Raw genomic sequence first — 19,972 nt, 5'->3', positions numbered from 1 at the left:
CACCGGCCACCGCCCCCGGGCCGTTCGGCCCCTGCCGGGCCCACGCGGCGGCGCCCACCGTGGGAGCCATGACGAAGACCCGACCCGCCGTCGTGATCGGCGTGGGGAACGACTTCCGCCGCGACGACGGAGTGGGCGGGGCCGTCGTCGCCCGGCTGCGCCAGCGGGCCGGCGTGCGGCCACTGCCCCCGGGAACCGTCCTCGCCACCTGCGACGGCGACCCCGCACGGCTGATGGGCCTGTGGGAGGACGCCGCCCTCGCCGTGGTCGTCGACGCCGCCCACGCCCACCCAGGCACCCCCGGCCGCGTGCACCGCATCGCCCTCGACCGCGGCCGGCTGGCCCCGCCCACGGCCACCAGCTCGCACGGGCTGGGCCTCGGCGAGGCCGTCGAACTCGCCCGGATCCTGGACCGGCTCCCGCTCCACCTGGTCGTGTACGCGGTGGAGGGCGCCGACGGCTCCTTCGGCAGGGGCCTGTCACCCGCCGTCGAGGCCGCCGTCCCCGCCCTCGTCGAGGCGATCGCGCACGAGGTCGCGAGGCGGCGGCCATGACCGTACGCCGCTTCCACGTCGAGGGCACCGTCCAGGGCGTGGGCTTCCGCCCCTTCGTCCACCGCACCGCCGCCGCACTCGGCCTCGACGGCTGGGTCGCCAACGTCGACGGCCACGTGGAGGGCGAGGTCACCGGACCACCGGACGCCGTGCGGCGGTTCGCCGCCCGCCTGCGCCACGAGGCCCCGCCGCTCGCCCGGGTCCGCAAGGTCCTGCTGACGGAGAGCGCCCGCCGCCCGGCGCCCGCCCCCGGCTTCGAGGTGCGCCGCAGCACGCCCGCCCGCCCCGGCACCACCACCCGCGAGATCCCGCCCGACGCGGCGATCTGCGCCGCCTGCCTGGACGACCTCAGGAACCCCGCCGACCGCCGCCACCGCTACCCGTTCGTCAACTGCACCGACTGCGGCCCCCGCGCCACGATCATCGAGGACCTGCCCTACGACCGGATCCGCACCACCATGCGGCGCTTTCCGATGTGCCCGGACTGCGCGGCCGAGTACGCCGACCCCACCGACCGCCGCTTCCACGCCGAACCCGTCGCCTGCCCCGCCTGCGGCCCGCGCCTGGCCTGGGAGGCGCTGCGCGGCGAGGAGGCGCTGCACGCGGCGGTGCGGACGATCGGCGACGGCGGGATCGTCGCCCTCAAGGGACTCGGCGGCTACCAGCTGGTGTGCGACGCGGGCGACCAGCGGTCCGTGACCGCGCTGCGCCGCCGCAAGCACCGCCCGGCGAAACCGTTCGCGGTGCTGGTGGGGGACCTGGGGGCCGCGACCCGGCTGGCACGCGTCGGCGCCGGCGAACGGCAGGCCCTGACCTCCCCGGAGCGCCCCGTCGTCCTGCTCGCCCGGCGCCGCCCGCACGGCCCGCCGCCCCTGGCCCCCGGGGTGCACCCCGGCCTGGACCGGATCGGCCTGTTCCTGCCCACCACCGGCCTGCACCACCTCCTCCTCGACGAACTGGCCCGCCCCCTCGTGGTCACCAGCGGCAACCTCGGCGACGCCCCCATCGCCGTCGACGACGCCGAGGCCCGCCGCACCCTGGACGCGCTCGCCGACGGCTTCCTCACCCACGACCGGCCCATCCGCTCCCGCCACGACGACTCCGTGGTCCAGTTCACCGGCCGCACCCGGATCACCCTGCGCCGCGCCCGGGGCCTCGCCCCCGCCCCGCTGCCGCTCCCCGCGAGCCCACCGGTGGCCGGCGCCGGCGCCCACCTCAAGCACACGTTCACCCTCGCCGCCGACGGCCGCGCCCACCTCGGCCCGCACACCGGCGACCTCAGCGGCCCGGAGACCTACGAGGCGTTCCTGACGTCGTACGACCACCTGCGCCGCCTCACCGGCGTCCAGCCCCGCCTCCTGGCCCACGACCTGCACCCCGGCTACCTCTCCACCCAGTGGGCGCTGCGGCAACCGCTGCCCCGCACCCCGGTGCAGCACCACCACGCCCACATCGCCGCCTGCGCCGCCGAACACCACGTGCGCGGCCCCTTCCTCGGCGTCGCCTACGACGGCCTGGGACTGGGCGACGACGGCACCCTGTGGGGCGGCGAGATCCTGGTCGCCGACCTGACCGGCTACCACCGCGCCGGCCGGTTCGCGACCGCGCCCCTGCCCGGCGGCGACGCCGCGGTCCGCCACCCCACCCGCACCGCGCTCGGCCACCTGCTCGGCGCCGAGGCACTGGGCACACCACTGCCCGACGCCCCCCTCACCGCCGCCTTCACCGGTCGCCTCGACCCCCGGGAGGCCGCCGGCGTGCGCGCCATGGTCGCCCGGGACGTCAACTGCCCGCGCGCCTCCAGCGCCGGACGGCTCTTCGACACCGTCGCCTGCCTGCTCGGCCTCGCCGACACGGCCGGCTACGAGGGCGAGGCCGCCGCCCTGCTGGAGACGGCGGCCGGCGACGAGCACGCGCTGCCGCTCGCCCACCGCGTCGTACGCGCGGGCGGCCTGTGGGTGTACGACTCCACCGCCACCCTCACCGACCTGCTGCGCCGGCGCCTGGACGGCGAACCCGTACCCCGCCTGGCCGCCGCGTTCCACCTGACCCTCGCCGCCGTCACCGTAGACCTCGTCGCGCGGGCCGTCGCGGACGGGGCACCGCGCACGGTGTGCCTGGGCGGCGGCTGCTTCGTCAACCGCCTGCTGCTGACCGGCGTACGGCGCCGGCTGCGCGCCCAGGGCCTGCGGGTCCTGGTCGGCTCCCAGGTCCCGGTCGGGGACGGCGGCATCAGCTACGGCCAGGCGGCGATCGCCGCCGCCCGGCTCACCGGAAGGAGGTGAGGACCCGTGTGCCTGGGCATCCCGGGGCGCGTCCTGGAGATCCACGACGACGCCGGACTGCGCATGGCCACCGTCGACTTCGGCGGCGTCCGCCGCGAGGCGTGCCTGAGCTGCGTCCCCGACGCCGAGGTCGGCGCGTACGTCGTCGTCCACGTCGGCTTCGCGATCACCCTCGTCGACGAGGCCGAGGCGCACCGCACGCTCGACGTGCTGCGCGCCATGGCGGGGGCGGTGGAGGGCGAACTGGGGGAACCCCTGCCGCCCGCCGGGGCCGGTCGGCCCCTCCCGAAGACACCCGCCCGCGTACCGGCCTGGGACGCGGGAAACCACTCGGACGACGAAAGGAAGGGACCGACATGACCGCCACCGCGCCCCCCGCCGTGATCGACGAGGACGGTCTCGGCGTGCTCGTCGCGACCCTGGTCGCACAAGGCCGCACGGTCGTCGGCCCCACCGTCCGCGACGGCGCGATCGTGCTCGCCGAACTGACCTCCTCCGCCGCGCTCCCCTACGGCTGGGGCGTCGACCTCGACGCCGGCCGCTACCGCCTCGTGCGCCGCGAGGACCGCGCCGTCTTCGCGCACAGCGCGGGACCGCAGTCCTGGAAGTCCTGGCTGCACCCGGCCCGCGAACGCCTGTGGAGCGCCGACCGCACCCCCGAGGGCGACGTGACCTTCACCGCCGCCGAACCCGAGGCCCCGGCGTACGCCTTCCTCGGGGTACGCCCCTGCGACCTGCGGGCCATCGCCATCCAGGACTGGGTCCTGACCGGCGGCCGGCACCCGGACACCGGGTACGGCCGGCGCAGGCGCCGGGCCCTGCTGATCGCGGCCGAGTGCACCGAGCCCGGCGCGACCTGCTTCTGCGTCTCCACCGGCGGCGGCCCCGCCGCCGACCCCGGCTACGACCTCGCGCTGACCGAGATCGTGGACGACGACGGGCACCGCTTCCTGGTGCGCGCCGGCAGCGAGGAGGGCGCCCGGCTGCTGGACGCCCTGCCGCACCGCAGGGCCGACTTCGTCACCGAGGCCAGTGCCCGCGGCGCCGTGGACGCCGCCCGCGACCGCATGGGCCGCGCCCTGCCCCCGGTCGACCTGCGCACCCTACTGGGCGGGAGCCTGGCGGCCGACCGCTGGGACGACGTCGCCGACCGTTGTCTGACCTGCGGCAACTGCACCATGGTCTGCCCCACCTGCTTCTGCGTCACCACCGAGGAGGTCACCGACCTCACCGGCGACCACACCGAGCGCTGGCAGCGCTGGGACTCCTGCTTCGACCTGGACTTCTCCCACCTGCACGAGGGGCCCGTCCGGGCCTCGCCGAGGGCCCGCTACCGGCAGTGGCTCACCCACAAACTGTCCACCTGGCACGACCAGTTCGACAGCTCCGGCTGCGTCGGCTGCGGCCGGTGCGTCGCCTGGTGCCCGGCCGGCATCGACCTCACCGAGGAAGTCGCCGCGCTGCACGCCGAGTCCGGGACGGAGACACGGCGATGACCGGGCACGCGAGCGGGGCGCCGCCCGCCGAACACCGGGGGCACACCATGAGCGGCCTGCCCGTGCCGCACCTGGTGACCGACCGGCGCGTCGAGACGGCGGACACGGTCACGCTCCGGCTCGAACCCGTCGGCGCGGCCCTCGCGGAGTTCACGCCGGGCCAGTTCGCGATGGTGCACTCTTTCGGCCGGGGCGAGATCCCCCTCTCGGTCAGCTCCGTCCAGTCCACCGGCGGACTCGCCCACACCGTCCGCGCCGTCGGGGCGGTCTCCGCCGGACTGTGCGCGGCCCGCGTCGGAGACGTCCTCGGCGTGCACGGCCCCTACGGCACCGGCTGGGAACTGGAACGGGCGCGCGGCCGGGACGTCCTCGTGGTGGCCGGCGGCATCGGCCTCGCCCCGCTGCGCCCCCTGGTCCTCGAAGCGCTCGCCGACCCCGGCGGGTACGGCCGGATCAGCGTCCTCGTCGGAGCCCGCACCCCGGGCGACCTGATCGCCCGCGACGACCTGGCGCGCTGGCGGACCGCGTACACCGCGGTGACCGTCGACCGGCCCGACGCGCACTGGGACGGCGACGTCGGCGTCGTCACCCGGCTCCTGGACCGGGCCCCCTTCGCCCCCGAGCGCACCTGGGCGTTCGTCTGCGGCCCCGAACCGATGATCCGCGCCACCGCCCGCGACCTCGCCCGCCTCGGCGTGCCCCCGCACCGCGTACGCGTCTCCCTGGAGCGCAACATGCGCTGCGCCACCGGCCACTGCGGCCACTGCCAGCTCGGCCCCCTGCTGATCTGCCGCGACGGCCCCGTCGTCGGCTGGGACCGGGCCGAACCCCTGCTGTCGGTGAGGGAGCTGTGACATGACCACACGCCGCACACCCACGCTCGCCGTCTTCAAACTGGCCTCCTGCGACGGCTGCCAGCTCACCCTCCTCAACTGCGAGGACGAACTCCTCGCCCTCGCCGGAGAGGTGAAGGTCGCCCACTTCCTGGAGGCGAGCAGCGCCGTCGAACCGGGCCCCTACGACCTGACCCTCGTCGAGGGCTCGATCACCACACCCGAGGACGCCGAACGGATCCACACGATCCGCGCCGCCTCCCGCCGGCTCGTGACCATCGGCGCCTGCGCGACCGCCGGCGGCGTCCAGGCCCTCAGGAACTTCGCCGACGTCGACGACTACCGGCGCGTCGTCTACGCCCACCCCGAGTACGTCGCCACCCTGGCCACCTCCACACCCGTCTCGGCCCACGTGCCCGTCGACTTCGAACTGCGCGGCTGCCCCATCGACCGCCGCCAGCTCCTCGAAGTGATCACCGCGTACCTCGCCGGACGAAAACCCGACATCCCCGGCCACAGCGTCTGCTTCGAGTGCAAGCGGCGCGGCACGGTCTGCGTCACCGTCGCCGACGGCACCCCCTGCCTCGGCCCCGTCACCCACGCCGGGTGCGGCGCGCTGTGCCCCGCCTACCGGCGCGGCTGCTTCGGCTGCTTCGGACCCGCCGCGACGGTGAACCTGCCCGCGCTGATCCCGCTGCTGCGCCGCGACGGACTCGACGAGGACGCCGTCGGACGCTTCCTGCACACCTTCAACGCCGCCGCCTTCGACAAGGAGCTGAAGCCGTGACACACCGAGGATCGCGTGTCCTGCACGTGGGCGCCCTGTCCCGGGTCGAGGGCGAGGGCGCGCTGAGCCTGCGCGTCCACGACGGCACGGTCACCGAGGCACGCCTGGAGATCTACGAACCGCCCCGCTTCTTCGAGGCGTTCCTGCGGGGCCGCTCCTACACCGAACCTCCCGACATCACCGCCCGCGTGTGCGGGATCTGCCCGGTCGCCTACCAGATGAGCGCGTGCGCGGCCGTCGAGGACGCCTGCGGGGTGCGCGTCGACCCGCGGATCAGCGCCCTGCGCAGACTGCTGTACTGCGGCGAGTGGATCGAGAGCCAGACCCTGCACATCCACCTGCTGCACGCCCCCGACTTCCTCGGCCGGGCGGGCGCCGTCGACCTCGCCCGCACCCACCGGACCGAGGTCGAGCGCGGCCTCAGGGTGAAGAAGGCGGGCAACTCCCTCATGGAACTGCTCGGCGGACGCGCGATCCACCCCGTCAACGTCCGCCTCGGCGGTTTCCACCGCGCCCCGGCCCCCGGCGAACTCCGCGCACTGGAACCCGAGCTGAAACGCGCTCTCGACGATGCCCTGGACATCGTCCGCTGGGTGGCGGGCTTCGACTTCCCCGACGCCCGCACCGACGCCGACCTCCTCGCCCTGGCCGCCTCCGGCACCTACGCCATCGAGACCGGCACCCCGACCGTCCTGCGCGCCGACGGCACCACCGGCTCCTTCCCGCTGCGCGACTTCACCCAGCGCGTCCGCGAGACCCACGTGCCGCACTCGACCGCCCTGCACTCCCGCCTCGACGGACGTACCCACCTCACCGGCAGCCTCGCCAGGTTCGCCGTCAGCGGGCACCTCCTGTCACCCCTGGCCCGGCAGGCGGCCGTCGCGGCGGGCCTCGGCGACCCCCGGGAGGGCGCGGTGTGCCGCAACCCCTACCGCTCCATCCTGGTCCGGGCCGTGGAGGTCGTGTACGCCCTGGAGGAGGCCCTGCGGATCATCACCGCGTACGAGCCTCCCGCCCACCCCGCCACCGAGGTCCCGCCCGTCGCGGGCACCGGGCACGGCGCCACCGAGGCCCCGCGCGGCCTCCTCTACCACCGCTACGCACTCGACGCCCGCGGCATCGTCACCGACGCCCGCATGATCCCGCCCACCGCGCAGAACCAGGGCGCGATCGAGGCCGACCTGCGCCGCGTCGCCCAGCGCGCCGTCAGCGAACACGACCCCGGCGACGAGGAGCTGACGGACCTGTGCGAGCGGGCGATCCGCAACCACGACCCCTGCATCTCCTGCTCCACCCACTTCCTCGACCTGAGGATCGTGCGCACCTCGACGGACGGCGCCCCGCCCCTTGGGGGACACGGATGAAGTACCTCGACGAGTACCGCGACCCCGCCCTCGCCCGGCACCTGCTGGACGAGCTGCGGGCCACCGCCACCCGCCCCTGGCGGATCATGGAGGTGTGCGGCGGCCAGACCCACACCCTGGTCCGCCAGGGCATCGACGAACTCCTGCCCGCCGGCATGCGGATGATCCACGGCCCCGGCTGCCCGGTCTGCGTCACCCCGCTGGAGACCCTGGACCGGGCCATGGCGATCGCGGCCCGCCCCGGCGTGACCCTCACCAGCTTCGGCGACATGCTGCGCGTCCCCGGCACCGGCACCGACCTGCTGTCCCTGCGGGCCCGCGGCGCCGACGTCCGGGTCGTCTACGCCCCCATGGACGCCGTCCGCCTCGCCGCCCGCCACCCCGACCGCGAGGTGGTGTTCCTCGCCGTCGGCTTCGAGACGACCGCCCCGGCCAACGCGACGGCCGTCCTGCACGCCGCCCGCCTCGGCCTCACGAACTTCTCGATGCTGGTCAGCCACGTCCTCGTGCCCCCGGCGATGACCACGCTGCTCGACGACCCCGACTGCGAGGTGCAGGCGTTCCTCGCCGCCGGACACGTGTGCGCGGTGACCGGCTGGCGCGCGTACGAGCCGATCGCCGCCCGCTACCGGGTGCCGATCGTCGTCACCGGCTTCGAACCGCTGGACCTGCTGGAAGGCGTCCTGATGGCCGTGACCCAGCTGGAGTCCGGCCGCCACGAGGTCGCCAACCAGTACGCGCGCGCCGTGCGCCGCACCGGCAACACCGCCGCCCAGGACGCCGTCCGCACCGTCTTCCAGGTCACCGACCGGGCCTGGCGCGGCATCGGCACCCTGCCCGCCAGCGGGCTCGAACTCACCGAGGAGTACACCCGGTTCGACGCGGCCCGCCGCTTCGCCGTGCGCGACCTGAGCCCGGCCGAGGACCCGTCCTGCATCGCGGGCGCCATCCTCACCGGCGCCCGCCTGCCCACGGACTGCGCCGCCTACGGCACCCGCTGCACCCCCCGCCACCCCCTCGGCGCGCCCATGGTGTCGTCCGAGGGCACCTGCGCCGCCTACCACGCGGCCGGACGCGTCAGGAGCCAGCCATGACCATCGAGTGCCCGGCGCCCCGCCACGAGGACGAGGTCGTCCTCCTCGGCCACGGCGCCGGCGGACGCCTCACCGCCGAACTCCTCGACCGGCTGATCCTGCCCGCGACCGGCGGCGGCCACGGTCCCCTGGAGGACGCCGCGCTCCTGCCGGACCACCGCGACCTGGTGATCAGCACGGACGGCTTCGTCGTCAGCCCGCTGTTCTTCCCCGGCGGGGACATCGGCTGCCTCGCCGTCCACGGCACCGTCAACGACCTCGCCATGCGCGGCGCCCAGCCCCTCGCGCTGACCGTCTCCCTCGTCATCGAGGAGGGGCTGCCGCTGGCCGACCTGCGGGCCGTCATGCAGTCGCTGGGGAAGGCGGCCCGTGACGTGGGCGTCCCCGTGGTCACCGGGGACACCAAGGTCGTGGGCCGGGGCGCCGCCGACAAGCTGTTCGTCACCACCACCGGCGTCGGCCGCCGGCACAGCGCGCTGCACCCCTCCGCCGCCCTGGCCCGCCCCGGCGACGCCGTCCTGCTCTCCGGGCCCGTCGGACTGCACGGCACGACCGTCCTCAGCACCCGCGAAGGGCTCGGCTTCGAGAGCGACATCGCCTCCGACACCCGCCCCCTGCACCGCCTGGTGGCCGCCCTGGCCCCGCTGGGACCCGCGGTCCACACCCTGCGCGACCCCACCCGGGGCGGCCTGGCCGCCGCCCTGAACGAGATCGCCCACGCCTCCTCGGTCGCCGTCGAGATCGACGAACGGGCCGTCCCCGTCCCCGGGCCGGTCGCCTCCGCCTGCGACCTCCTCGGCCTCGACCCCCTCGTCGTCGCCAACGAGGGCTGCCTCACCGCCTTCGTCGCCCCCGACGCCGCCGAGGACGCGCTGACCGCCCTGCGCTCCCTCCCGGAGGGCGCACAGGCCGTCCGCGTCGGCGAGGTCCTGCCGGACGGGCCCGCCGGCCGGGTCACCCTGCGCACCCTGGTCGGCGCCCGCCGCATCGTCGACATGCCGCTCGGGGAGCAACTGCCGCGCATCTGCTGACGGGGGCTCTTGGAGGGGGACTGTGGACGACACCGCCCGCAGGGCGGCCGTCCGCACCGCGTGACGGCGAGTCCTCAACCGAGCCGTGGCGGTTCACGGAAGCTGTGCGGAGACCGGCATCAAGCGAGCGTAAAGATTGCCGGAACCAGGCAATGTTTTGGCCTCGCCCCTGTGTGAGCATGCGGTCACCGGCACGGTGACAACGGGAGAGAGGCGGTGAATGCGGATGACCTGGTTTCTGGGTCTCGGCATGGCAGGAGTCGTACTCCTGGTCTTGTCCCTCGTTCTCGACGGTGTTCTTGACGGCCTCTTCGACGGCTGGCTGTCGCTCCCGGTCATCGCCGGCTTCGTGTCCATGCTCGGCTTCTGCGGCGCGATCGTCATGGGCACCACCGGGCTCGGCGCGGTCGGTGCCACGGCGGTCGGCGTGCCTGCCGGGGCGGTCACGGGCTGGCTCGCGTACCGCCTCAGCCGCACGCTGCTGAACGACCGGGCCGGTGCCGCACCGCGCGACGACGACCTGATCGGCGCCGCGGGCTGCGTGGTGACGGCCATTCCGGCCGACGGCTACGGCGAGGTGCTGGTCCGCCTGGCCGGGCAACCGGTGAAGCTCGCGGCCAGGAGTCCGGCCCCGGTGCCGCGAGGCGCCGAGATCTGGGAGGAGCGGACGCTGTCGCAGACGGCGGTCTCCGTACGCCCGGTCGAACGCTGACCCACCACACCGTGCCGCACACCGAGCGCCGCAACAGCCGATACACCGGCGCTCTCGCATCCGACGAACCCATATCGATCTGCCGTCCCCTGGGAGGGCTGAGGGGAAAGACAACATGAGTGCAGTGGTCATCGCCGTGACAGGAGTCCTCGTACTCCTTGTCCTGCTCGGCCTCGTCGTGGTCACCCGTTACAAGGTGGCGGGCCCCAGCGAGGCGTTCATCGTCACCGGCCGGCGCGGCAAGAAGGCCACCGACCCGGAGACCGGCCACGTCTTCACCGACAACAGCGGACAGAAGGTCGTGGTCGGCGGCGGGGTGTTCGTCGTGCCGTTCGTGCAGCAGAAGTTCACCCTCGACCTGTCCTCCCGGCACATCCCGATCGCGGTCCGGGGCGCGGTCACCCTGCGCGGTGTCAAGGCGCACCTGGAGGGTGTCGCCATCGTCAAGGTGGGCGGCACCGAGGACTCGATCCGGGCCGCCGCGCAGCGGTTCCTGATGCAGCAGGACGGCATCGTCGGCTTCACCCAGGAGGTGCTTTCCGGAGCGCTGCGGGCCATCGTGGGCCGGATGTCGGTGGAGGACATCATCCGTGACCGGGCCGCGTTCGCCGGGCAGGTCGCGGAGGAGGCGGAGGCGAGCCTGTCCGGGCAGGGACTGGTGCTGGACGCCTTCCAGATCCAGGACATCACCACCGAGGGCTCCTACCTGGAGGACCTGGGGCGCCCGGAGGCGGCGCGCGCCCGGCAGGAGGCCGACATCGCCGAGGCCGTCGCCCGGCGGGCGGCCGAGCAGGCCCGGCTGAAGGCCGAGGAGGAGATCGCCGTCGCCCAGCGGACCTTCGCGCTGAAGCAGGCCGAGATCAAGGCCGAGACCGACGAGGCCGCGGCCCGTGCGGCCGCCGCCGGCCCGCTGGCCGAGGCCGCCCGTCGGCAGGAAGTGCTCAGCGAGCAGGAGAAGGTCGCCGAACGCCAGGCGGCGCTGACCGACCGCGAGTTGGACACCAAGGTCCGCAAGCCCGCCGACGCCGCCCGCTACCAGGCCGAGCAGGAGGCGGAGGCCCGCCGTGTCGCGCTGGTCAAGGAGGCCGAGGCAACCGCTGAGCGGGCGAGGCTGACGGGTGAGGGCGAGAAGGCGCGGCGCGCCGCGCTCGCCGCGGCGGTACGCATCGAGGGCGAGGCGGAGGCCGCCGCCATCGGTGCGAAGGGGGCCGCCGAGGCCGAGGCGATGCGGAAGAAGGCCGACGCGTTCGCCCAGTACGGCGACGCGGCCGTGCTGCAGATGCTGGTGGAGGTGCTGCCGCAGGTGGTCGCCAAGGCGTCCGAGCCGCTCAGCGCGATCGACAAGATGACGGTGATCTCCACCGACGGTGCCGGCCGGCTGCCCCGTGCGGTCGCCGACAACGTGGCCCAGGGCCTCGAACTGCTCGGGTCCACCACCGGAGTCGACCTCGCCGAGCTGCTGAAGGGCATCACCGGGCAGGCCGGCGGCGCGCAGCCCGCGCCGACGACGCCCGCTGAGGCCAACGGGAAGGTCGAGATCACCGGCTGAGGCTGAGGCTGACACCGGCGTCGGCGTCGGAGAGAGAAAGCCCGGGCGGTCCCGCGACCGCCCGGGCTCGCGTGAGACGGCGATGCGGCCGGACCGCGGTGATCGGGGCCGGGCTGGTGGACCGGCCGGCGAAACCTGATCGATGCCGTGACGATGATCACGGCGAGGTGCGGGGTCCGGAGGCGTCTGATCCGCATATCCGCGGCGGGCCGTGGACAGGGTGTGAAGAACGCGTCAAGCGGCGCGGGGTGTGCCGGGAAGTCTGGTCGGCGTCGAGGGACACGTGTGCCTGAAACCCGATGCTGTGGAGGTCTCCCCGAATGCGCGACGGCCGGCGTGAGCGTTCAGTGTTCCTCGGCCTGCTGCCCTGGCCGGAACGGGCCCGGGTGGCCCGCGCCCTGCGCACGGAGACGGTCGGCGGCCTGGTGCTCCTGGCAGCGGCCGTGGTGGCACTGGTGTGGGCCAACACCCCGTGGAGCGGCGCCTACGAGGAGATCCGCGACTTCCACTTCGGCATACCCGCGCTCGGCCTGGACCTCTCGGTGGAGCACTGGACGGCGGACGGGCTCCTGGCCGTCTTCTTCCTGGTCGCCGGGATCGAGCTGAAGCGCGAGCTGGTCGTGGGCGAGCTGCGGACCCCGGCCACCGCGGCCCTGCCCGTGGTCGCGGCCCTGTGCGGCATGGCGGTTCCCGCCGGCGTCTATCTGGCCACCACCGGGATCGGCGGGGGCGGCGGTCAGGGCTGGGCGGTGCCGATGGCCACCGACATCGCCTTCGCGCTCGCGGTTCTCGCGGTGCTCTCCACCCATCTGCCGTCCGCCCTGCGTGCCTTCCTGCTGACCCTGGCGGTGGTCGACGACCTCGGCGCGATCCTGGTCATCGCCGTCTTCTTCACCAGTGACCTGAACCCCGCCGCCCTCGCCGGAGCCGTGGCCGGACTGGTCGTCTTCTATCTGCTGCAGCGCCTCCGGGTGCGTGGCTGGTGGTGGTACGTACCGCTCGGCGTGGTGATCTGGGCGCTGATGTACAACGGTGGCGTGCACGCGACGGTCGCCGGTGTGGCCATGGGCCTGATCCTGCGGACCACACCGGACGAGACCGAGGACACCTCACCCGGGGAGCGGACCGAGCATCTGCTGCGGCCGGTGTCGGCCGGCGTGGCGGTGCCGCTGTTCGCGCTGTTCGCCGCCGGGGTGAATGTGTCGGCCGAGGCTCTGGGCGAGGTCTTCACCCGCCCGGAGCCGCTGGGCGTGGTGCTGGGCCTGGTCGTGGGCAAGACGGTGGGGATCTTCGCCGGCACCTACCTGGCGGCCCGTTTCACCCGGGCCCGCCTCAATCCGGACCTGGCCTGGGCGGACGTGTTCGCCCTGGCGGTCCTGGCCGGCATCGGCTTCACCGTCGCCCTGCTGATCGGTGAGCTCGCCTTCACCACCCCCGCCGACGTCGAGTACATCAAGGCCGCCGTCCTGCTCGGCTCACTGATCGCCACAGGCGTCGCGACGCTGCTGATCAAACGCCGCAACGGGATCTACCGCCGCCTGTGGGAGGCGGAGACCCGCGACGAGGACGCCGACGGCATCCCCGACATCTACCAGCGCACCGCCTCCGACCCCGCCGGCGCCGAGGGCACGAGCTGAACCCGGACGACGGCGAGAGCGCGCCTCGGCCGGCCGGTCCGGGTGCGCCACCGCAGGGTAGGGTGACGGCCGCGCGGGGTTTGACGGGCTCCGTACGAAGTCCATACCAACCCTTGACGGACTGGGCGTACAGAGGAAGGCAGCCGGTGGCAGGACGTTCCGCGCGTGTGCGCCGGCCGCTGCTCGCGGCACACCCCGCCCGTACGGTCGTGCTGGCTTTCGCCGCTGTCATCGTGCTCGGGACCGGTCTGCTCGCGTTGCCGGTCGCCGCCGAGGACGGTACGGCCACCGGTGTGGTGACCGCGCTGTTCACCTCCACCTCGGCCGTGTGCGTGACCGGTCTGGCGGTGGTGGACACGGGCACGTACTGGAGCGGCTTCGGCGAAGGCGTGATCCTCGCGCTGATCCAGGTCGGCGGCTTCGGGATCATGACCATGGCCTCGCTGCTCGCCCTGCTGGTCTCCGGGAAGCTGCGGCTGCGGCTGCAGCTCACCGCGCAGGCGGAGACCAAAAGCCTGGACATCGGCGACGTACGCCGGGTGTTGCTCGGGGTGGCCGGCACGACGCTGATCGTGGAACTCGCGACCGGCGCGGCCCTCTCCCTGCGCCTGCGCTTCGGTTACGGCAACTCCATCGGCGACGCCGTGTATCTCGGCTACTTCCACGCCGTGTCGGCCTTCAACAACGCCGGGTTCGGCCTGCACGCCGACAGCCTCACCGGTTATGCCGATGACCCGTGGGTCACCCTGCCCGTCGCTGTCGCCGTGATTCTCGGCGGTCTCGGCTTCCCCGTCCTGCTGGAGCTGCTGCGGCACCGCAACCGCCGCCGCACCACCGGCCGCCGCAACTGGACCCTGCACACGAAGCTGACGCTGGCCGCCACCGTCGTCCTGCTCGTCGTCGGCACGGTGTTCACCTGCCTGCCGGAGTGGACCAACTCCCGCACCCTGGGCGCCTACGACTGGCCCGAGAAGCTGCTGAACGGGTTCTTCCACTCCACGATGACCAGGACCGCGGGCTTCAACTCCTTGGACATCGGGGCGATGCACGCCTCCACGCTCCTGCTGACCTGCATGCTGATGTTCGTCGGCGGCGGCAGCGCGGGCACCGCCGGCGGCATCAAGGTCACCACGTTCGCGGTGCTGGCCGTCGCGATCATCGCCGAGGTGCGGGGCGAGCCCACCTCCTCGGTGCTCGGCCGCCGTCTCGCCCCACACGTCCTGCGCCAGGCCCTGACCGTGGCGCTGCTCGGCGTCGGGCTGGTCATGACCGCCACGCTCGCCCTGCTGAGCACCACGTCCCTGCCCTTCGAACAGGTCCTCTTCGAAGTGGTCTCCGCCTTCGCCACCGTCGGCCTGTCCACCGGCATCACCGCCGACCTCCCGGCCGCCGGTCAGCTCATCCTGATCCTGCTGATGTTCATCGGCCGCCTGGGCCCGGTCACCCTGGTGTCGTCGCTGGCCCTGCGTGAGCGCAAACGCCGCTACGAACTTCCCGAGGAGCGACCCGTCATTGGTTAATCACCTGCACTCCCTGCGACGGCGCCGCGGCAAGCGCCTGGCCGACCAGCACGCCCAGACCGCCGGCGACCAGCGGGTCGCGGTCATCGGCCTGGGCCGCTTCGGCTCCTCCCTCGCCAACGAGCTGATGCGGCGCGGCTGGGACGTCCTCGGCATCGACACCGACGCCCGCCTCGTCCAGCGGATGAGCGACGGCCTGACCCACTCGGCGATCGCCGACTGCACCGAACCCGAGGTACTGCACCAGCTCGGCGTCCACGAGTTCACCAGCGCCGTCGTCGGCATCGGCACCGATATCGAGGCCAGCATCCTCATCGCCTCCAACCTGCTGGAAGCCGAGGTGCCCAACATCTGGGCCAAGGCCATCAGCCGTCAGCACGGCCAGATCCTCGAACGCCTCGGCGTCCACCACGTCGTGCTGCCCGAACACGAGATGGGCGAACGCGTCGCCCACCTGGTCACCGGCCGGATGCTCGACTTCATCGAGTTCGACGACGACTACGCCCTGGTGAAGACCCTCGCCCCGGACATCGCCACCGGCATCCCGCTGGGCCAGAGCCGGGTCCGCACCAAGTACGGCGTCACCGTGGTCGGCATCAAACGCCCCGGCGAGGACTTCACCTACGCCACGGCCGAGACGGTCGTCCAGAAGGGCGACGTCATCGTGGTCACCGGCAAGACCCACGCGGTGGAGACCTTCGCCGAACTGAGCTGAGCTGGGCGGGGCCGCGCCGAACGTGACGCCCACGGCACCCGTGACGGTTCTGCACTGTTCTGCCCGGCGTCACGGCAGGTAGCTTGGAGGGGAAGGCCCGCTCCTGTGAGGAGGGCGCTCTGATGCCGTGGTTCGTGTGGCTGCTCGCCGCCGGGGTACTGGGTGTCGCGGAGTTCTTCGCCCTGACACTGGTCCTCGGGCTGCTGGCGGGCGCCGCGCTGGTCGCCGCAGTGGTCGCGGGCGTGGGCATCGGCGTTCTCGGCCAGTTCGTCGCGTTCGGGGTGGCAGCGGCGGCGGGTCTCGTCGTCGTCCGCCCCATCGGACTGCGGTACATGGCACAGCAACCCCTCACACGCGAGGGCAGTGACGCGCTGATCGGCAAGCGGGCCGAGGTCGTGCGGGAGGTCACCGCCACCCGCGGCCTGATCAGGCTCTCCGGCGAGGAGTGGTCCGCCCGCGCCCTCGACGAGAGCCTGGTGATACCCGTCGGAGCGGTGGTGGAGGTCATGGAGATCGACGGCGCCACAGCCGTCGTCTACCCCCGCGAGCTCCTTCCGTGAACGGCTGAGCACACAGCAAACGGAGGCACTGTGGACCCCTTTGTCGTCCTGGCCCTTGTGGCGGCCGTCGTCGTCGCCTTCTTCGCGGCCTCCACGGTGCGGATCGTCCCGCAGGCGCGCCGCTACAACATCGAGCGGTTCGGCCGGTACCGCCGGACGCTGCAACCCGGCCTGAACTTCGTGGTGCCGGTGGCGGACCGCATCAACACCAAACTGGACGTGCGCGAGCAGGTCTACTCCTCCGATCCCCGGCCGGTGATCACCGAGGACAACCTCGTGGTGAACATCGACACCGTGCTCTACTACCAGATCACGGACCCGCGGGCGGCGGCGTACGAGGTCGCCGACTACCTGCAGGCGATCGACCAGCTCACCGTGACCACGCTGCGCAACGTCATCGGCAGCATGGACCTGGAGGAGACGCTGACCTCGCGCGAGGAGATCAACTCCCGGCTCCGCGCGGTCCTCGACGACGCCACCGGCAAATGGGGCATCCGGGTCAACCGTGTGGAGATCAAGGCCATCGACCCACCGGCCACCATCAAGGAGGCGATGGAGAAGCAGATGCGGGCCGAGCGCGACAAGCGCGCGGCGATCCTGCACGCCGAGGGGGAGCGGCAGGCCAAGATCCTCACGGCGGAGGGCACGAAGCAGAAGGACATCCTGGAGGCGCAGGGCAGGCAGCAGGCCATGATCCTTCAGGCGGACGGCGAGGCCAAGGCGGTGGAGCTCGTCTTCCAGGCCGTCCACCGCAACAACGCCGACCCGAAGGTCCTGGCCTACAAGTACCTCGAAACGCTTCCGCACCTGGCGCGCAGCGACAACAACACGTTCTGGGTGATCCCGGGAGAGCTGACGGAGGCGGTGCGGACCGTCACCCGCGCGTTCGGCGACGAGCCGACGGCCGCACGATCTGAGGAAGCGGCCACCGCCGAGGCGGCCGGCACGTCGCCCGAAAGCCGGGTGCCCGAACTGGACCCGGGCCCGGCGGTCTCGCTCGACGCCGCAGCGGCCGCCGACCGCGCCGAGCAACAAGCCGCCGCCGCGGTGAACGACGCCAAGGCGGAGGCGGCGGCCGCGATGTCACCCCAGACGCCACGCCGGGCACAGACGCCCCGCGACTGAGCCCGCCCCCGGGCCGGCGTGTCCGCCGAGTCAGACGACGCCGACGGCGAGGTTGTGGGCGGCGACGACGCACGCGACGGTGACCGCCATGACGGTGATCTCGCCGGCCAGAGGTCCGCAGCCGGGCGGCGGGGGACGGCAGACGAGGACGGCGGGGGACGGCAGACGAGGACAAGGAAGCGTCACCTGTCGTGGTCGGGCACACCCCTGCGTCAGGCCGGGGCTCTGGTCGAGGGCGAAGCATCACGGCGGACGGACGGCGGCGCCGGGCACCATGGACTCGCGCACGCGTCTCCCCTGCGGGACGCGGGGTGCTCGCCGGGGCCCGCCTGATGGTGATCCACCGCAGGAAACCGCTCGGCTTGACCTTGGACGAGACACGAGCCCTGCTGGAGGCTCCCGACCGTCTCGACGCCGACGACACGCCGAGCGCCGGACTGCCGAAGACGGGTGCGGCGCTCTCCCGCCGGAGCCTGGCATCGACGGCGGCCGGCGCCGGATCACCACCGCGCGACGAGCGGCGTGTCCGGTACGTGCTGCCGCCAGAACTCGGAGAGCCGGGCGAGGCGGGCGGGGGCGGCGATGCCGCGCATGGTGGTGATCCGGCCGTCCGCGAGGTCGAACGTCACGGCGCCGACGACCCGGTCGCCGGGGACGAAGAGGAGGGCGGGGGCACCGTTGACGAGGGCGTAGTGGACGGCGGACGGACCGCCGACGAGGCGCCGCTTCGCGGCGGTGGAGGTGAAACCGGCCCGCGCGACGGCGGCGACGCGCCGTGCGGAGTCGAAGCGCAGCAGCTTCCCGGCCAGTCCGGCGCCGTCGGAGATCGCGGTCGCGTCGTCGGTGAGCAGGGCCACCAGCCGTTCGGTGCGGCCCGAGGCGGCGGCGGTGAAGAACTCCTCGACGATCCTGCGGGCGGACGCCGGGTCGACGGCGTCCGCGCCACGACGTGCGGCGCCGACGCGGGCGCGGGCCCGGTGGAGGTGCTGCTGGCTCGCCGACTCGGTGATGCCGAGGATCCCGGCGATCTCGGCGTGCCGGTAGGAGAACGCCTCGCGCAGGACGTAGACGGCCCGTTCGAGGAGGGAGAGACGTTCCATGAGCGTCAGCACGGCCAGGGAGACCGACTCACGCTGCTCGAACGTGTCGGCGGGACCGAGCATCGGATCACCGGCGAGGAGTGGTTCGGGCAGCCAGACACCCACGGCGCGCTCACGCCGGGCCCGCGCCGAACGCAGCCGGTCGAGGCACAGGTTGGTGACGACCCTGGTCAGCCAGGCTTCCGGCACCTCGATCCGCTCCCGGTCGGCGGCCTGCCAGTGCAGGAACGCGTCCTGGACGACGTCCTCGGCGTCGGCGGCGGACCCCAGCAGCCGGTAGGCCAGCGAGGCCAGCCGGGTGCGGCCGGCCTCGAAGAGATCGGTCATGGCGCTGTTCACACGAACCACTCCAGGTGCTTACGCGAACGTCTCGACGGCGGAGGCGACGGCCACGCGGTGCCTGCGCCGGGGCAGGCCGAAGGTCGGGTGCGCGCCGGCCCACAGCGACAGGGAGAGGATGCCCGCCTTGACCCGCGCCGCCTTGCGGCCGCCCACGTACGTCGGCGTCGCCTGCCCTTCGTCGTCGACCATCTGGAGGATCCCGTCCCGTCGTCCGAGGCTGATGTGATTGCCCAGGTACCCCAGTGTGGTGTGCGGGATCTCGCGGCCGGTCAGGTGCCCCACGATCGAGGCCACGGCCTGCCGTCCGGTGTAACCGGCCGACGCGCAGGACATCGGCAGCGGCCGGCCGTTGTCGCCGAGGGCGTAGGCGCTGTCGCCGACGGCGTAGACGTCCGGGTGCGAGACCGACCGCATGGTGCGGTCGACGAGGATCCGCCCGTTCTCGGAGACCGTCAGCCCGCCGGCCGCGGCGACGGTGCCGGCCGCGAATCCGGCCGCCCACACGGTCGCGTCGGACGGCAGGAGGGTGCCGTCGGCGCACCGCACCCGGGTCGCCTCGACGCTCTCGACGCGAACGTGCTCCACGACGGCGATGCCCAACCGGTCGCAGACCCGGCGCAGATGGCCGCGGGCCCCGGCGGAGAGCCGGGCACCAAGCTCCCCGCGCGCGATCAGCACCACCGACAGACCGGGCCGGGACTCGGCGACCTCGGTGGCGGTCTCGATGCCGGTCAGCCCGTCCCCGACGACCACCACGTGCCCGGCTCCGCCCCGCCGCTCCAGGCTGTCCAGACGCTCGCGCAGCCGCAGCGCCGAGGGCCGGGCGGCGACGTCGAAGGCGTACTCGGCCGCACCGGGGACGCCTTCGACGTCGCCGTGGCTGCCGAGCGCGTGGACCAGCGTGTCGTAGCCGAGTTCGCCCCCGTCGGCCAGGGCGACGACCCGCTGCTCGGGGTCGACGCCGGTGACCCGCGCCAGGCGCAGCCGCGTCCCCGTGCCCGCGAAGACGTCGGCCAGCCTCGGCGCCTTGATCCGCCGACCCGCCGCGAGCTGGTGCAGCCGCATCCGCTGGACGAAGTCGGGCTCGGCGTTGACCACGGTGATCTCGGTGTCCGCCGGGGACAGCCGGCGGGCCAGGGTGCCGGCCACGTGGACCCCGGCGTAGCCGGCCCCGAGGACGACGATGCGGTGTGTCATGACTCGCTCCTGTCGGTTCGCTTGTTCCCGGTGACTTGAGCGGGACAGCGCCCCGATCCCTGACAGAAACC

The 19,972-nt window shown here is 73.6% G+C and carries 19 protein-coding genes; 16 read left to right on the top strand and 3 right to left on the bottom strand.

Annotated elements, in window-relative coordinates:
* Nucleotides 1-68 precede the first annotated feature (68 nt).
* The 16 genes from IAG44_RS01440 to IAG44_RS01365 all read left to right on the top strand — a co-directional run bounded on the left by IAG44_RS01440 (nt 69) and on the right by IAG44_RS01365 (nt 17,262).
* Nucleotides 69-554, top strand: a complete 486-nt coding sequence (locus IAG44_RS01440; RefSeq protein ID WP_187745304.1) for a hydrogenase maturation protease — start codon at nt 69-71, stop codon at nt 552-554.
* Nucleotides 551-2,839: a carbamoyltransferase HypF gene (gene hypF / locus IAG44_RS01435; RefSeq protein WP_187745303.1), complete on the top strand. Its 2,289-nt coding sequence runs from the start codon at nt 551-553 to the stop codon at nt 2,837-2,839. The genes IAG44_RS01440 and hypF overlap by 4 nt, the downstream gene beginning before the upstream one ends.
* A 6-nt stretch (nt 2,840-2,845) precedes the next feature.
* A complete protein-coding gene (locus IAG44_RS01430; RefSeq protein ID WP_187745302.1) occupies nt 2,846-3,199 on the top strand; it encodes a HypC/HybG/HupF family hydrogenase formation chaperone in 354 nt (117 codons plus the stop codon).
* Nucleotides 3,196-4,335, top strand: a complete 1,140-nt coding sequence (locus tag IAG44_RS01425; RefSeq protein WP_187745301.1) for a 4Fe-4S dicluster domain-containing protein — start codon at nt 3,196-3,198, stop codon at nt 4,333-4,335. Before IAG44_RS01430 ends, IAG44_RS01425 begins: the two co-directional genes overlap by 4 nt.
* 47 nt (nt 4,336-4,382) lie before the next feature.
* Nucleotides 4,383-5,189 carry an FAD/NAD(P)-binding protein gene (locus IAG44_RS01420; protein WP_187752443.1) on the top strand — a complete coding sequence of 269 codons (807 nt, stop codon included), beginning with the start codon at nt 4,383-4,385 and terminating at the stop codon, nt 5,187-5,189.
* Between the two features lies 1 nt (nt 5,190).
* The gene (locus tag IAG44_RS01415; protein ID WP_187745300.1) at nt 5,191-5,955 is read left to right on the top strand and encodes an NADH-quinone oxidoreductase subunit B family protein; all 765 of its coding nucleotides are present in this window, start codon (nt 5,191-5,193) and stop codon (nt 5,953-5,955) included.
* A complete protein-coding gene (locus IAG44_RS01410) occupies nt 5,952-7,319 on the top strand; it encodes a Ni/Fe hydrogenase subunit alpha (protein ID WP_187745299.1) in 1,368 nt (455 codons plus the stop codon). Before IAG44_RS01415 ends, IAG44_RS01410 begins: the two co-directional genes overlap by 4 nt.
* Complete coding sequence (hypD, locus tag IAG44_RS01405; protein ID WP_187745298.1) at nt 7,316-8,413, top strand: hydrogenase formation protein HypD; 1,098 nt, start codon at nt 7,316-7,318, stop codon at nt 8,411-8,413. Before IAG44_RS01410 ends, hypD begins: the two co-directional genes overlap by 4 nt.
* The gene (gene hypE / locus IAG44_RS01400) at nt 8,410-9,444 is read left to right on the top strand and encodes a hydrogenase expression/formation protein HypE (RefSeq protein WP_187745297.1); all 1,035 of its coding nucleotides are present in this window, start codon (nt 8,410-8,412) and stop codon (nt 9,442-9,444) included. Before hypD ends, hypE begins: the two co-directional genes overlap by 4 nt.
* A gap of 226 nt (nt 9,445-9,670) precedes the next feature.
* Nucleotides 9,671-10,156, top strand: a complete 486-nt coding sequence (locus IAG44_RS01395) for a hypothetical protein (RefSeq protein WP_187745296.1) — start codon at nt 9,671-9,673, stop codon at nt 10,154-10,156.
* Between the two features lie 115 nt (nt 10,157-10,271).
* Nucleotides 10,272-11,705, top strand: a complete 1,434-nt coding sequence (locus IAG44_RS01390) for a flotillin family protein (protein ID WP_187745295.1) — start codon at nt 10,272-10,274, stop codon at nt 11,703-11,705.
* A 320-nt stretch (nt 11,706-12,025) separates the two neighbouring features.
* A complete protein-coding gene (gene nhaA / locus IAG44_RS01385; RefSeq protein WP_187745294.1) occupies nt 12,026-13,342 on the top strand; it encodes a Na+/H+ antiporter NhaA in 1,317 nt (438 codons plus the stop codon).
* A gap of 146 nt (nt 13,343-13,488) precedes the next feature.
* Complete coding sequence (locus tag IAG44_RS01380) at nt 13,489-14,862, top strand: TrkH family potassium uptake protein (protein ID WP_187745293.1); 1,374 nt, start codon at nt 13,489-13,491, stop codon at nt 14,860-14,862.
* Nucleotides 14,855-15,577, top strand: coding sequence for a potassium channel family protein (locus IAG44_RS01375; protein ID WP_187745292.1), 723 nt, complete (start codon nt 14,855-14,857; stop codon nt 15,575-15,577). Before IAG44_RS01380 ends, IAG44_RS01375 begins: the two co-directional genes overlap by 8 nt.
* A gap of 122 nt (nt 15,578-15,699) precedes the next feature.
* Complete coding sequence (locus IAG44_RS01370) at nt 15,700-16,137, top strand: NfeD family protein (RefSeq protein WP_187745291.1); 438 nt, start codon at nt 15,700-15,702, stop codon at nt 16,135-16,137.
* A 30-nt stretch (nt 16,138-16,167) separates the two neighbouring features.
* On the top strand, nt 16,168-17,262 hold the full coding sequence (locus IAG44_RS01365; protein ID WP_187745290.1) for an SPFH domain-containing protein: 1,095 nt from the start codon (nt 16,168-16,170) through the stop codon (nt 17,260-17,262).
* 30 nt (nt 17,263-17,292) lie between these two features.
* On the opposite strand, the gene IAG44_RS01360 is transcribed toward IAG44_RS01365, so the two are convergent.
* From IAG44_RS01360 to IAG44_RS01350, 3 genes are all read right to left on the bottom strand, one after another.
* On the bottom strand, nt 17,293-17,448 hold the full coding sequence (locus IAG44_RS01360; RefSeq protein WP_187753136.1) for a hypothetical protein: 156 nt from the start codon (nt 17,446-17,448) through the stop codon (nt 17,293-17,295).
* Between the two features lie 314 nt (nt 17,449-17,762).
* Entirely contained in the window at nt 17,763-18,689 is a 927-nt protein-coding gene (locus IAG44_RS01355) for a sigma-70 family RNA polymerase sigma factor (RefSeq protein WP_187752442.1), read from the bottom strand.
* Nucleotides 18,690-18,719: 30 nt separating this feature from the next.
* Complete coding sequence (locus IAG44_RS01350) at nt 18,720-19,901, bottom strand: NAD(P)/FAD-dependent oxidoreductase (protein WP_187745289.1); 1,182 nt, start codon at nt 19,899-19,901, stop codon at nt 18,720-18,722.
* Nucleotides 19,902-19,972 lie beyond the last annotated feature (71 nt).

This window comes from Streptomyces roseirectus, from assembly GCF_014489635.1.
Lineage (GTDB): Bacteria > Actinomycetota > Actinomycetes > Streptomycetales > Streptomycetaceae > Streptomyces > Streptomyces roseirectus.
The sequence above is the reverse complement of the archived record's forward strand: the minus strand, read 5'-3'. Positions and strand labels throughout refer to the sequence as shown.

Coding starts and splice junctions, on each gene's coding strand:
- IAG44_RS01440 (WP_187745304.1), top strand. CDS start 69: ATGACGAAGACCCGACCCGCCGTCGTGATCGGCGTGGGGAACGACTTC.
- IAG44_RS01350 (WP_187745289.1), bottom strand. CDS start 19,901: ATGACACACCGCATCGTCGTCCTCGGGGCCGGCTACGCCGGGGTCCAC.
- IAG44_RS01425 (WP_187745301.1), top strand. CDS start 3,196: ATGACCGCCACCGCGCCCCCCGCCGTGATCGACGAGGACGGTCTCGGC.
- IAG44_RS01390 (WP_187745295.1), top strand. CDS start 10,272: ATGAGTGCAGTGGTCATCGCCGTGACAGGAGTCCTCGTACTCCTTGTC.
- nhaA (WP_187745294.1), top strand. CDS start 12,026: ATGCGCGACGGCCGGCGTGAGCGTTCAGTGTTCCTCGGCCTGCTGCCC.
- IAG44_RS01355 (WP_187752442.1), bottom strand. CDS start 18,689: ATGACCGATCTCTTCGAGGCCGGCCGCACCCGGCTGGCCTCGCTGGCC.
- hypD (WP_187745298.1), top strand. CDS start 7,316: ATGAAGTACCTCGACGAGTACCGCGACCCCGCCCTCGCCCGGCACCTG.
- IAG44_RS01420 (WP_187752443.1), top strand. CDS start 4,383: ATGAGCGGCCTGCCCGTGCCGCACCTGGTGACCGACCGGCGCGTCGAG.
- IAG44_RS01395 (WP_187745296.1), top strand. CDS start 9,671: ATGACCTGGTTTCTGGGTCTCGGCATGGCAGGAGTCGTACTCCTGGTC.
- IAG44_RS01415 (WP_187745300.1), top strand. CDS start 5,191: ATGACCACACGCCGCACACCCACGCTCGCCGTCTTCAAACTGGCCTCC.
- IAG44_RS01370 (WP_187745291.1), top strand. CDS start 15,700: ATGCCGTGGTTCGTGTGGCTGCTCGCCGCCGGGGTACTGGGTGTCGCG.
- hypE (WP_187745297.1), top strand. CDS start 8,410: ATGACCATCGAGTGCCCGGCGCCCCGCCACGAGGACGAGGTCGTCCTC.
- hypF (WP_187745303.1), top strand. CDS start 551: ATGACCGTACGCCGCTTCCACGTCGAGGGCACCGTCCAGGGCGTGGGC.